General features: G+C 68.5%; 13 protein-coding genes. 9 read left to right on the forward strand and 4 right to left on the reverse strand.

What is annotated here, in order from left to right:
• Positions 1 to 83: 83 nt before the first annotated feature.
• From EV379_RS00490 to EV379_RS00500, 3 genes are all read left to right on the forward strand, one after another.
• Entirely contained in the window at positions 84 to 1,058 is a 975-nt protein-coding gene (locus EV379_RS00490) for a ribokinase (RefSeq protein ID WP_165397242.1), read from the forward strand.
• Between the two features lie 119 nt (positions 1,059 to 1,177).
• Positions 1,178 to 1,972, forward strand: coding sequence for a formylglycine-generating enzyme family protein (locus tag EV379_RS00495; protein WP_165397243.1), 795 nt, complete (start codon positions 1,178 to 1,180; stop codon positions 1,970 to 1,972).
• Between the two features lie 138 nt (positions 1,973 to 2,110).
• Positions 2,111 to 2,851 (forward strand): avidin-fold protein, encoded by a 741-nt coding sequence (locus EV379_RS00500; RefSeq protein WP_207226165.1) that lies wholly within the window; start codon positions 2,111 to 2,113, stop codon positions 2,849 to 2,851.
• A 3-nt stretch (positions 2,852 to 2,854) separates the two neighbouring features.
• Here EV379_RS00500 and EV379_RS00505 read toward each other — a convergent pair whose 3' ends face one another.
• Positions 2,855 to 3,454, reverse strand: coding sequence for an Lrp/AsnC family transcriptional regulator (locus EV379_RS00505; protein ID WP_242616169.1), 600 nt, complete (start codon positions 3,452 to 3,454; stop codon positions 2,855 to 2,857).
• 204 nt (positions 3,455 to 3,658) lie between these two features.
• Between EV379_RS00505 and EV379_RS00510 the strand changes: the two genes are divergently transcribed.
• The 5 genes from EV379_RS00510 to EV379_RS00530 all read left to right on the forward strand — a co-directional run bounded on the left by EV379_RS00510 (position 3,659) and on the right by EV379_RS00530 (position 8,982).
• Positions 3,659 to 5,236, forward strand: a complete 1,578-nt coding sequence (locus EV379_RS00510) for an ABC transporter substrate-binding protein (RefSeq protein WP_130504433.1) — start codon at positions 3,659 to 3,661, stop codon at positions 5,234 to 5,236.
• A gap of 122 nt (positions 5,237 to 5,358) precedes the next feature.
• A complete protein-coding gene (locus EV379_RS00515) occupies positions 5,359 to 6,372 on the forward strand; it encodes an ABC transporter permease (protein WP_341273541.1) in 1,014 nt (337 codons plus the stop codon).
• Entirely contained in the window at positions 6,369 to 7,268 is a 900-nt protein-coding gene (locus EV379_RS00520; RefSeq protein WP_165397244.1) for an ABC transporter permease, read from the forward strand. The genes EV379_RS00515 and EV379_RS00520 overlap by 4 nt, the downstream gene beginning before the upstream one ends.
• Before the next feature lie 5 nt (positions 7,269 to 7,273).
• Complete coding sequence (locus tag EV379_RS00525) at positions 7,274 to 8,143, forward strand: ABC transporter ATP-binding protein (protein WP_242616434.1); 870 nt, start codon at positions 7,274 to 7,276, stop codon at positions 8,141 to 8,143.
• Positions 8,140 to 8,982: an ABC transporter ATP-binding protein gene (locus tag EV379_RS00530; protein ID WP_130504435.1), complete on the forward strand. Its 843-nt coding sequence runs from the start codon at positions 8,140 to 8,142 to the stop codon at positions 8,980 to 8,982. The genes EV379_RS00525 and EV379_RS00530 overlap by 4 nt, the downstream gene beginning before the upstream one ends.
• 170 nt (positions 8,983 to 9,152) lie before the next feature.
• Here EV379_RS00530 and EV379_RS00535 read toward each other — a convergent pair whose 3' ends face one another.
• From EV379_RS00535 to EV379_RS00545, 3 genes are all read right to left on the reverse strand, one after another.
• On the reverse strand, positions 9,153 to 9,950 hold the full coding sequence (locus EV379_RS00535) for an HAD-IIA family hydrolase (RefSeq protein ID WP_130504436.1): 798 nt from the start codon (positions 9,948 to 9,950) through the stop codon (positions 9,153 to 9,155).
• A gap of 92 nt (positions 9,951 to 10,042) precedes the next feature.
• On the reverse strand, positions 10,043 to 10,684 hold the full coding sequence (locus EV379_RS00540; protein ID WP_130504437.1) for a metal-dependent transcriptional regulator: 642 nt from the start codon (positions 10,682 to 10,684) through the stop codon (positions 10,043 to 10,045).
• Positions 10,685 to 10,736: 52 nt separating this feature from the next.
• On the reverse strand, positions 10,737 to 12,062 hold the full coding sequence (locus tag EV379_RS00545) for an Nramp family divalent metal transporter (RefSeq protein WP_130504438.1): 1,326 nt from the start codon (positions 12,060 to 12,062) through the stop codon (positions 10,737 to 10,739).
• A gap of 73 nt (positions 12,063 to 12,135) precedes the next feature.
• Between EV379_RS00545 and EV379_RS00550 the strand changes: the two genes are divergently transcribed.
• A complete protein-coding gene (locus EV379_RS00550) occupies positions 12,136 to 12,822 on the forward strand; it encodes a TrmH family RNA methyltransferase (protein ID WP_130504439.1) in 687 nt (228 codons plus the stop codon).
• Positions 12,823 to 12,983 lie beyond the last annotated feature (161 nt).

A 12,983-nucleotide genomic window follows, 5' to 3' on the forward strand; every position in this document is an offset into this window, starting at 1 on the left:
AGCGACATCGCCGGCAACCCGCCGCAGCATCTCCGTGCGCAACGCCGCGTCGGAGTCGAACACGAGTTTCAGGAGAATCCTCAATGACTGAGTCCGCCGCGCACTCCACTAGCCCCCGCCTCGTCGTCGTTGGCTCGCTCAACGTCGACAGCACGAGCTACGTCGGGCACTTTCCCGCTCCGGGTGAGACCGTGGAGAGCACCGGATTCGCCGTCGCACTCGGTGGCAAGGGCACCAACCAGGCCGTCGCCGCCCACCTCGCCGGTGTCGAGACCGAGCTCATCGCCCGCGTCGGCACGGACAGTTCAGGCGACTTCGCCCTGAGCACCCTCGCCCAGCTCGGCGTGGCCACGAACGGCATCCAGCGGATCGCCGACGTCACGACGGGTGTCGCACAGATCACCGTCGCCGCCTCTGGCGAGAACACGGTCATCGTCACCGCGGGAGCCAACGGGCTGCTCGGCCCCGAACTCGGCGACGCCGAGACGGCCGCGATCGCCGCGGCTTCCCTGGTGCTCACGCAGGGCGAGATCCCCGCCGCGACCGTCGAAGCGCTGGCGGCCTCCGCTGCGGCTGCCGGCACCCGCTACGTGCTGAATCTCGCACCTCCCGTCGCCGTCGCTCCGGCCGCGTTGGCGGTCTGCGACCCGCTGGTCGTCAACGAACACGAGGCGCGCGCCGTCGGCCTGGTTCCGGATGCCGCAGCAGACGACTCGCTCTCGGCCGAGCAGTGGCAGCAGCTCGCGGCATCCGCCGTCGCCGCCGGACGCTGCCGGTCGCTCGTCATCACGCTCGGCTCGGCCGGTGCCGTCGCCGCAGATGCGTCCGGCAGCTGGCACCGACAGGCGCCCAGGGTGACCCCGGTGGACACCACCGGTGCCGGCGACTGCTTCACCGGCACCCTCGCCGCCTTCCTCGCCGAGGGCCGTTCGCTCGCCGAGGCCACGGGGCTGGCCGCCGCGGCCGGCGCCCTCTCGGTGCAGGCCCGTGGGACCGTCGGGTCGTACGCGCCGCGTGCCGCGGTGCTCGCCTTCGCGGCCGAGCACGCACTGGCCTAGGCGGAGGTCGCGGGCGCAGCACGTCTGCCAGCCGCAGCGGGGGGCGGCCGCGTACCGAGATCGACCGCGCGCGGGGTAACGTTCCGCCGTCGAGGGCGGCCGCTCGCTAACGTTGGCGCATGGCCACCCTTCCGACGATGATCGCGATCCCGGCCGGGGTCGTCGAGCTGCGGGACGCCAGGGCCGGCGCGGACGGCAAGGCGTCGAGCCGCAGCGTGGAGCTTCTGTCATACGAGATCGGGCGCACGCCCGTCACCCGCGCCGAGTATGACGCGATCGTCCAGGCCTCCTCGGCCGCAAGCGACGAGGCATCGCTGCCCGCGCACCCGGTGACCTGGTTCGATGCGGTGCGCTGGTGCAATCTGGCCTCGGATGCCGCAGGCCACGAGCGTGCGTACCTCGTCGACGGCCGCAGGGTGCGCTGGGATGTGAGCGCCGCGGGTTTCCGCCTCCCCACCGAAGCCGAATGGGAATGGGCCTGCCGCGCCGGATCGAGCGGGCCACGCTACGGTCCGCTCGCCGCGATCGCCTGGTCGGCCGCCGACGGCCTCGTCGGCGCACAGCCCGTCGCGGGCAAAGCGGCGAACGCTTTCGGCCTCTTCGACACGCTCGGCAATGTGTGGGAGTGGTGCTGGGACTACGCGGATACCGCGCGCTACGGCGACTATCGAAGCCTCCGGGGCGGCGGCTGGGCCGATCGGGAGTGGAGTCTGCGTGCCTCCGTGCGGCGCGGCAGCGCTCCGGACGCCGTACTGGAGGACGTCGGCTTCCGCGTCGCGCGTGGGCGCGTGGGTGAACCCGGTGCCTTGCCTGGCACCGAAGCCGCACAGGGATGGTCGGCGGCATCCGATCTGGCCAGGGCCGATGTGCGCGGACCACGGCCGATCGGGTGGACGCCGCTTCGCGAATCGTAAGAACGAGCGGTTGGACGAATCGTTCGTTGAACCGCGTTCAATCGAACAAGAGTCGCGCACTCGGCGCCACAGGTAGGACGAACTGGACTGAAAGTCGCGGATTTAGAAACGAGTGACCGATCGTCCATACTCGTGACCGTGACTGCTGAAACGACTACCGCTGCCATCCCCGCTTCGATCGACGACATCGAGTTCGTCATGATCTCCTCATCAGGAAGCGCGGTATCCGAGACTTCGCCGACGCGCTTCCGCTACCAGCAGCGTGGTCAGATGCTCTGGGGCGCGTACATCGGTGACACCGTGCAGCTCGGCCGTTTCGTCGGCCGTCGCGACGGTGACACGCTGACGATCTGCTTCGCACACAAGCCCATCGACGGCGGCGAGGTCGTCCTCGGTACCGCACAGAGCGTGCTGCGTCGCGGCGACGACGGCAGGCTCTACCTCGACGAGACCTTCGAGAAGGACGGCGAGGAGCACCTGAGCGCCTGCGTCGAGGCCGAACCGCTCGCGCTCTGGCCGGCGCTCGATCCGGCGCACACGAGCGAGCCGCGCCTCGACGGCACCTCCTTCGTGCTGCAGAGTTCGACCGCCAGCACCGTCAGTGAGACGGCTCCCACCCGCTTCGAGTTCAGCGAGAACTCGGGCATCATCTGGGGTCACTACTTCGGCGACACCGTCACGGGTGGGCGCTGCGTCGGGCGCTACCGCGGCGGCGTGCTCGAGGAGTACTTCGTGCACCACGTCGTGGCGACGGATGCCACGCTCCTCGGCGACAGCGCGACGACGGTGAAGCAAATGGATGACGGCCGCTTCGAGCTCATCGAAGACTTCGTGCTCGACGGCGTGCCCGGCTACAGCGTCTGCGTGCAGCTGGCCTAGCGGCTAGCCGTTCAGGCTCGCCCGGCCCGGGTTCACGCGGGTGAACCGGGTCAGACCGAGCTGGGCGACCTCCTCATCGCGCGGCGGAAGGTCGGTTGGCAGCAGATACGGGCGCTGGAAGACCTCGTCGAGCACGAGCACGGTCTCGACCGACTTCACCTCCGGGAGTGCAGCAAGCACGCCGATGACGAAGGCATGGATGGCGCCGACCTCGTCACCGCGGATCAGCAGCATCGCGTCGTGCTCGCCGGTCGTGATGCGGCAGGACTCGATCTCGGTCATCTGGGTGATCCGCGTGCGGAAGCTGCTCCAGGTCTGCGGGTGAACGGACAAGAACACCAGCGCGCAGATTCCAAGGCCGGCCTTGGCCGGGTCCACCCGGGCGCTGAAGCCGGTGATCACGCCATCGGCCATGAGCTGCTCGACGCGCGTGTAGACATTGGCGCGGGAGACATTGACGCGCTCAGCCAGCGCCGACATCGATATTCGTCCGTTATCTCGCAGTTCAGCCAAGATTTTCAGATTGATGTCGTCGAGTACATGCGGCGATTGTCCAGATGAGACGTTGGCGCTGCTTTGTTTGCTAGACATACTGGCGGGCATCCCCCTCGTTGGTAATGCATTTTCTGGCGCATGTGGCCTTTGATTGGACAGAGTAGCGCTCTTTGTGCAAATCTCATGCAAAGCCGTCCAGAGCAATCGGGGCGGTGGTGTTGAGTTCCCGTCCCGCATGCCGACTCTGAACAAGCACGCTCGCGGCGATGGCGCTCGACTCTGGTCCTGTATTTCATGACAAGGAGTTCCCCCGTGCGCACAAAAATCCGCTACGTCGCATCAGCCATCGGGCTGAGTGCATCGCTCGTTCTCGTCGGTTGCGCGGCGACCGCCCCTGAAGGCGGCAGCGGCAGCGCTCCGAGCAGCATCGTCATCGACACCGCCTTCACCCTCGAGACCGGCGACCCCGGCCGCAACTACGTCCCGACCGGCTACATGGTGTCCAAGGCTCTCTACGAGACCCTCCTCGACTTCGCCGGATCCGACGAGTCCACCCCGATTCCCGGCCTCGCCAGCTACGAGCAGAACGACGACGCCACCGTCTTCACCTTCACGCTCGCCGACGGCCGCGTCTTCTCCGACGGCACCCCGATCACCGCAGACGACGTCGTCTTCTCGCTCAACCGCGTGAAGGGCATGACCGAGAGCAAGGCGAACTTCCTGATGGAGGGCATCGAGGTCAAGAAGGTCGACGACAAGACCGTCGAGCTCAGCACCGCGACCCCCTCGCTGAAGCTGCCGGCCCTGATGACCAACCCGTCGCTGGCGATCCTCAACTCCAAGCTCGTGATCGAGAACGGTGGAACCACCGACAACTCCGACGCCGCGGAGAAGTTCCTGAACACGACCTCGGCCGGTTCCGGCCCGTACGTGCTCGACTCGCTCGACTTCGAGTCGCAGGTCGTGTTGACCGAGAACGAGAAGTACAACGGCGAGGAAGACATCGACTTCACCCGCGTCGTCATCCGCAGCGTCTCCGAGAGCGCAACGCAGAAGATGAACCTCGAGGGCGGCGACTCCCAGGTGGCCGTCGACCTGAGCGGCGACCAGGTCGCCGGCCTCGGCGACGGTGTCAACGTGTTCTCGACCCCCTCGGCGCAGACCATCTTCCTGCTGCTCAACCAGAGCGCTGACGTCGCCGGCGTGACCGCCAACCCCGAGTTTGCCTCGGCCGTGCGCTACGCCCTCGACTACCCGGCACTGCTGGAGCTGGCCGGGGCCGGCTCGGAGCAGGCGACCGGCGTCATCCCGCCGTCGTTCCTCGGTGCGCTCACCGACGGCGTCGAGCAGGACCTCGCCGCGTCCAAGGCGGCCCTGGCTGCGTCGGGCTACGCCGGTGAGACGATCACCCTCGAGTACCCGAACGACTACCCGGTCGGTGGCGTGAGCTTCACCCCGCTCGCCGAGCGCGTGCAGTCGCAGCTGGCGGATGCCGGCATCACCGTCGAGCTCGCACCGGCGCCGTTCACCACGCAGATCGACGAGTACGTCAACGGCCGCGAGGCGTTCAGCATCTGGTTCTGGGGCCCCGACTACGCGGACTCCGCCAACTTCCTGCCGTTCGCGGCCGGAGCGAAGGTCGGCCTGCGCGCCGGCTGGACCGCCGAGCAGGACCCCGCCGTTGTCGACCTGGCCGCGGCAGCGGAGAACGCAACGAGCATGGACGAGCGTGAGGGTGCGTTCAGCGCCTTTGCCTCGGCGCTGCAGGAGCAGGGCCCGTTCGTTCCGCTGATCGTGCCCGGCTCGAACATCGCAACCGCCGACTACATCGACGGCGTCGCCTACAACTCGACGTGGACGATGGACATCGCCGAGCTGCAGTCCAAGTAGAAGGAACCCTCAGCGTGGGACAGAACACCCGCGCGACCCGCGAGTACCCGGCCACGGCCGCGCCGAGCGAGACCGCTCAGCGCACACCGCCAGCGCGCACAGCGCCACGGCGTAAATCACCCCTGGCCGGGTACTTGCTTCGTCGCCTCGGAATGTCAATACTGTTGCTCTTCGGCGTCACGATTGTGACGTTCACCCTGGCCAATCTCGTGCCGGGAAACCCGATCGTCGCGGCGCTCGGTGAGGGCGCGGCGAGCAACCCGGCCACCGTCGAGGCGTACATCGAGAAGCACGGACTCGACCAGCCGCTGCCCGTGCAGTACCTCAACTACCTCGTCAACCTGTTCCAGGGCGACATGGGTGTTTCGCTGCGCACAGGGCAGCCGGTGGCATCCGATCTGGCCAAGGCCGTTCCCGCCACCATCGAGGTCGCCATCGGCGCGATCATCGTCAGCCTCGCCGTCGGTGTTGCGCTCGGTGCGCTCGCCGCCTACCGCCGCGGCAAGATGAGCGACCAGGTCGTGCGCGTCGTCTCGTTGCTCGGCCTCAGCATCCCGACGTTCTGGATGGCCCTGGTCGCGTTCAACATCTTCTTCCTGCAGCTGGGCATCGCGCCGGGGTCGGGGCGGCTCTCGCCGATCCTGGCCCCGCCGCCGACGGTGACCGGGCTCTACACGGTCGACGCGCTGCTCGCCGGGCAGTGGGTGACGTTCATGGATGCCATGGCCCACCTGATGCTGCCCGTGTTCGTGCTCTCGCTGTTCACGATCGGCCTGCTCACCCGCTTCGTGCGCACCTCGGTGCTCGAGGTGCTGGATGCCGACTACATCCGTGCCGGGCGGGCCAAGGGGCTCACCGGCCCGCGGATGCTGTTCGGGTACACGCTGCGCGGGGCATCGCTGCCGATTCTGACGATCGTCGGCCTGGCCTTCGGCTCGCTGCTCTCCGGCACCGTGCTGGTCGAGGCGGTCTTCGCCTGGCCCGGCCTCGGCAGCTACGCCTACAACTCCGCGACCAGCCTCGACCTGCCGGGGGTGATGGGCGTCGGACTCGTCGTCGGCGTCATCTACCTGGGCATCAACTTCGCCGTTGACATCCTCTACGGCGTGCTCGACCCGAGGGTGAGACTCGCATGACGCAGCTTTCGCTGAAACAGCCTGCACTGAAGCAGCCTGCGCTGAAACGCCGCTGGCTGAACATCCCATCCGCCTGGGTGACGCCGCTCGGTGTGATCGGTGCCGTCATCGCGGCCTTCTGGGTGGTCGTGGCGTTCACCGCACCGCTCTGGGTGCCATACGACCCGCTCGCGCAGACGCTCCCGCGCCTGCAGCCGCCAGGGATCGACACGCTCATGGGCACCGATGCGCTCGGGCGCGACATCTTCTCGCGCCTCATGACGGGTGCGAGCGTCACGATCCCGCTCGCCCTGCTGCTCGTGGTGATGTCGATGCTCGTCGGCACCCTGGTCGGCGCGATCGCCGGCTACTTCGGCAAGTGGGTCGACGAGGTACTGATGCGCATCACCGACCTGGTGATGGCGTTCCCCACCGTCATCCTGGCCATGGTCGTCGCGGCATCCCTCGGGCCGTCGCTGTTCAATGCGGTCATCGCCGCCTTCGTCGTCTCGTGGCCGCAGTACGCCAGGATGACGCGCAGCATCGTGCTCGGCCTGCGCGGCCAGAACTACGTGATGGCTGGCCGTCTGCTCGGCTTCTCGCCATTCAAGACGTTGCGGGTCGACATCGCCCCCAACGTCGTCGGCCCGATCCTGGTCCTGGCCAGCCTCGACGTCGGCACGGCGATCCTGCTGCTCTCCGGCCTCTCCTTCCTCGGCCTCGGCGCCCAGCCGCCGACCCCGGAGTGGGGCTCGATGATCTCGGCGGCCATGGAGAACTTCGACGCCTGGTGGATCGGCGTGTTCCCCGGTCTCGCCATCCTCACCGTGGTGATGGCGTTCAACTTCGTCGGTGACTCGCTGCGCGACATCTTCGACCCGACGTCCCAGATGAGCCGAGTGGGGGCACGCGCGTGAGCACGATGGAAATGACCGCGGATGCCGTGGCAGTCGGCACAACGCCGGTGCTCAGCATCACGGGCCTCACGATCGGGATCGGGCCGCGCAAGGCACCGAAGCCGATCGTCACCGGCATCGACCTCGACCTCACCCCCGGCCGCATCCAGGGCCTGGCGGGGGAGTCGGGATCGGGCAAGACCGTGTCATCGCTGGCGATCCTCGGGCTGCTGCCGGCCAACGCCGTGGTCGGCGGCTCGATCACGCTCGGCGGCGCCGAGGGCCCGATCGAGCTCATCGGCATGGGCAGGCGCCAGCTGAACACCATTCGAGGCCGTCGCATCGCGATGATCTTCCAGGACCCGTCGTCGAGCCTGCACCCGCAGCTCACGATCGGATCCCAGCTGACCGATCACGTGCGCACGCACATGAAGCTCGGCAGGGCGCAGGCGCACGCACACGCGATCGAGTTGCTCGAACGCGTGCGCGTGCCGGACGCCGAGGAGGCGCTCGGGCGCTACCCGCACCAGTTCTCCGGCGGCCAGCGTCAGCGCATCGCCATCGCGATCGCCCTCGCCTGCGACCCGGCTGTGTTGCTCGCCGACGAGCCGACGACGGCCCTCGACGTCACCGTGCAGGCCGGCATCCTGCACCTGCTGCGCGACCTCGCCACCGAGCGGCAGCTCGCCGTGCTGCTGGTCACGCACGACCTGGGCGTCATGAGCGCCATCGCCGACGACGTCGCGGTCATGCGGCACGGCGCCATCGTCGAGGCCGGTTCGCGGGAGCAGATCTTCGGCAGCCCGCAGCACGACTACACCCGCGAGCTGCTGGCGTCGCTGCCGAGCGCGCAGACCCTGCCCGCCGCACTGGCGAATGAGGAGGATGCCCGATGAGCGCGTTGCTGAACGTCGACGATCTCGTCGTCGAGTACCACGGGACGTCGGTCGTCCGCGCCGTCGACGGCGTCTCGCTGTCGATCGCCCCCGGCGAGGTTCTCGCCCTCGTCGGCGAGAGCGGCTGCGGCAAGTCCAGCCTCGCTCGCGCGGTCGTCGGCATGGAGAAGCCTCACTCCGGCAGCGTGCGCTACCGCGGCAACACGGTGCCGCTGCTCGGCGTGCGGCGCAGGGACAAAGCGTTCACCTCGATCCAGATGGTGTTCCAGGACCCCAACTCCTCGCTGAACCCGCGCATCAAGGTCGGCGCGCAGATCACGGAGGGAATCAGGACGGCGCTCGCCCGCGGCGAGGCCGGCTCGTCGCCGGAGGAGTGGTTGGAGCGCGTCGGCCTGCCGACCGCGATGGTCTCCCGTTACGCGCACGAGCTCTCCGGAGGCCAGCGCCAGCGCGTCGCGATCGCCAGGGCGCTCGCCGCGCGGCCGGAGCTCCTCGTCGCCGACGAGCCGATCTCGGCGCTCGACGCCTCGAGCCAGGCCTCGGTCGCCGACATGATGCGCCGTCTGGCGTTGGATGCCGGTGCCGGCCTGCTGTTCATCTCGCACGACCTCGCGATCGTGCGACTGATCGCCGACCGCACCGTTGTGATGTATCGCGGCGCGATCGTGGAGTCCGGTGCATCGGAGCGCATTTGGGACGAGCCGGCGCACCCGTACACGCAGGCGCTGCTCGCCGCGATCCCGGAGCCGGACGGGCGGGGCATGCTGCCAGCAGCGCCGGCCGCCGAGGCGCCGCTGTCGTGGCGCACGCCGGTGCCGACCGCGCTCGACCGCGTCTGAGCGACAAGCGCAGGAGCAGAGCTCCGGCGAGGCCGTAGGGGGCTCGCCGCCGCTCTGCTCCTGTTTTTTGCGCCTGGCCCACGCCCAGCGCGAGTCGAACTCGTAGAAACGGTCCCCTTCTGTGACAGAGGGGGACCGTTTCTACGAGTTCGGCGAAGCTGGGCCGAGGCCTAGAGCTCGGTCTCCAGAGGCTCCGGGTGCACCAGCTCGTGCACGCCGGCGAGGACCTCGTCCGGGCGGAACGGGTAGCGGTTGATCTCCGCGTCGTCGCTGATGCCGGTGAGCACGAGGATCGTGTGCAGTCCAGCCTCGATGCCGGCGACGATGTCGGTGTCCATGCGGTCACCGATCATCGCGGTGTTCTCCGAGTGGGCGCCGATCTTGTTCATCGCGGAGCGGAACATCATCGGGTTCGGCTTGCCGACGATGTAGGGCTCCATGCCGGTCGCCTTGGTGATGAGGGCCGCGATGGCGCCCGTTGCGGGCATCGGGCCGTCGGAGCTGGGGCCGGTGGCATCCGGGTTCGTGGCGATGAAGCGGGCTCCGGCGCCGATCAGGCGGATCGCCTTGGTGATCGCCTCGAAGGAGTAGTTGCGCGTCTCGCCGACGACGACGTAGTCGGGGTTCGTCTCGGTCATGATGAAGCCGGCCTCGTGCAGGGCCGTCGTGATGCCGGCCTCGCCGATGACGAAGGCGCTGCCGCCGGGGATCTGAGACTTGAGGAAGGCCGCAGTGGCCAGGGCGCTGGTCCAGATGGCGTCCTCCGGCACGATGAGGCCGGAGGCGCGCAGGCGCGCGCTCAGGTCACGCGGCGTGAAGATGGAGTTGTTGGTGAGAACCAGGTAGGGGTTGCCCTGGGTGCGCCACTGCTCAAGTAGTTCGGCCGCTCCGGGCAGTGGGTGGTTCTCGTGCACCAGCACGCCATCCATATCGGTGAGCCAGCATTCGATTTCGTCGCGACGTGCCATGGACAACCTTTCTTCAGGCTCCAGCCTAGGGCGGTTGCGCTGCCTCCACGTGACCGCGCTGTTTCGCCCCTGTTACCGCGGGCCGGGCACCGCTACGCGCTGATCCAGATGCTGGCGAGCGCGTCGGCGCCGAGCGCGAGGGTGCGGCCGTCGGGCAGGAGCACGCCGGCATCCGCGAGCTCGAGCACCGTGTCGAGGCCGATCGCGTTCTCAGTCAGCAGACGCAGCACGGCAGGGTCGCGGTCGCTGATGCGCACGACGGCGCCGCGGCTGCCTGGGGCGGCCACGGAGAGCAGAACCGCGTCAGGGTGCAGGAGTGTTCCGTCGGCAGCCGGGATGGGGTCGCCGTGCGGGTCGCGACGGGGGTGGCCGAGCCGCGCGTCGATGGCCTCGAGCAGGCGGTTGCTGAGCGCGTGCTCGAGCACCTCTGCCTCGTCGTGCACCGTGTCCCAGGTGTAGCCCATCTCGTTGACCAGCCAGGTCTCGATCAGGCGGTGCCTGCGCACCACCTCGAGCGCGCGTGCGGTGCCGAGCTCGTTGAGGCGAACGGCGCCGTACGGGACGTGGGTGACGAGCCCGAGCGCAGCCAGCTTCTTGACCATCTCGGTGACCGAACTGGGCGCGATGCCGAGCTTGCCCGCCAGCGCTGATGGCGTGATCGGCTCCGGCTGCCACTCGGTGTGGGCGTAGATGGTCTTGAGGTAGTCCTCAACGGCGGGAGTCGTGGCTGGCATTTGATCAAGAGTAGCCCGCGAGGGTTTCGACAGGCTCAACCCGCGGTCGGCATCAGCCGCCGAACAGCAGCACCAGCAGTGTTACGTTCAGGGCGATGAGCAGGACGGATGCCGTCACGCCGGCCGCGGTCGTCATCCAGCGGTTGCGGTACTCGCCGAGCACGCCGGCCTTCGCCGTCAGCCAGACCAGCGGCACGAGCGCGAACGGGATGCCAAACGAGAGCACGACCTGGCTGAGCACGAGCGCCTGCGTCGGGTCGAAACCGCTGCCCAGGATGAGCAGCGCCGGAATCAGCGTGACGAGGCGCCGTGCCAGCAGCGGCACTTCGATGTGCAGCAACCCGTGCATGATCTCGGCGCCGGCGTAGGCGCCGACCGAGGTGGAGGCGAGGCCGGAGGCGAGCAGTCCGACGGCGAAGAGTGTCGCGACGACCATGCCCATGGAGTCCTCGAGTGCCGCGTATGCGCCCTCGAGGCTGTCCGTGCCCTCGACGCCCTGCAGGTTCGCGGCGGCGAGCAGCAGGATGCAGAGGTTCACGCTGCCGGCGATGAGCATCGCGATCGAGACGTCCCAGCGGGTCGCCGTGAGCAGCCGTTTCGTGGTGAGCCCGGACGCGCGCACCTCGAAGCGATCGCGGGCGAGGGCCGAGTGGGCGTAGATGGCGTGCGGCATGATCGTGGCGCCGAGGATCGACGCGGCGAGCAGCACGGAGTCGGTGCCCTCGAAGCGCGGCACCATGCCGGCCAGCACGCTGCCGGCCTCTGGCGGACTGATGAACACGCCGGCGCTGAACCCGATGGCGATGATCGCGAGCAGGCCGATGATGACGCGCTCGAAGACGCGTGGCCCGCGCCGTGTCTGCACCGCGAGCATCACCATCGACACCGTGCCGGTGATGACGCCGCCCCAGATCAGCGGCAGGTTGAACAGCAGGTTCAGTGCGACAGCGCCGCCGATGATCTCGGCCAGATCGGTCGCCATCGCGACGAGCTCTGCCTGCAGCCAGTAGGCGCGGCGGGCGTGGCGGTTGCGGATGCCGCTGCCGAGCAGCTGCGGCAGGCTCTTGCCCGTGACGATGCCGAGCTTGGCCGAGAGGTACTGGATCAGCCAGGCCATCACGTTGCCGGCGATGACCACCCACACCAACAGGTAGCCGTACTTGGCGCCGGCGGTCATGTTGCTGGCGACGTTGCCTGGATCGAGGTAGGCGACGCCGGCGACGAGGGCCGGCCCGAGCAGCCACAGAATGCGGTGCTTCTGGATGCTCGGCCCGGCGGATGACGCGGTGGCCGCAGCCGCGGCCGGCGAGTCCCGGAGGGCCGATGGTGCCGGCGGCGCCGCTGCGCGCGACTGCTCGTCGTTGAGATTTTGAGGCATGCCTAAAAGGTAGCAAAATTTAGGCGTGCCTAAAACCCCGGATCGCCCCCATCGCCGCGGGTACCCTTGGGGAGTGGATGAGCAGACGCAGGGAACGGCGACCGAGGCAGGAACGGCGGCCGTCGCGACCCCGACCGTCGAACTGAGCACCTGGGGCGTCGGGCCATGGCCGGGTGGCCGCGAGGAGTGGCCGGACGAGGATCACTACGATCCGGAGCTGCTCCAGCACGGTGACACCCGCAACGTGATCGACCGCTACCGCTACTGGCGTATGGAGGCCATCGTCGCCGACCTCGACGAGCACCGGCATCCGTTCCACGTCGCGATCGAGAACTGGCAGCACGACATGAACATCGGCTCGATCGTGCGCAGCGCCAACGCGTTCGCGGCCGACACCGTGCACATCGTCGGACGTCGCCGCTGGAACAAGCGCGGTGCGATGGTGACCGACCGCTACCAGCACGTGCTGCACCACGCCACGGTCGAGGAGCTCGTCGAGTGGGCACGCGCGGAAGGGCTGCCGATCATCGCGATCGACAACGTTCCCGGGTGCGTGAAGATCGAGACCTTCACCTGGCCGGAACGCTGCCTCATGCTGTTCGGGCAGGAGGGCCCCGGACTCTCTCCGGAGGCGATCGCCGCGGCGGACGCCGTGGTCGAGATCACGCAGTTCGGCTCGACCCGCTCGATCAACGCGAGCGCTGCGGCCGCCGTCACGATGCACAGCTGGGTGATGCAGCACGTGACGTTCACGTCCTGACCCCAAATCTGTCCCCCGCACGGGGCTGGGGAGGGTGATTCACAGGGTGAAATCGTGTCCTCCTTTATGAGGACACCGTGCTCAGGGGCGCTCGGGCTGCCAGTCTCGAGATGCAGCCCGAATTGCACACCCTACTTTCCCTGACGCGTCAGAGTCGCTGG

This window comes from Microterricola gilva (genome assembly GCF_004217495.1).
In the GTDB taxonomy this organism is placed as follows: domain Bacteria; phylum Actinomycetota; class Actinomycetes; order Actinomycetales; family Microbacteriaceae; genus Microterricola; species Microterricola gilva.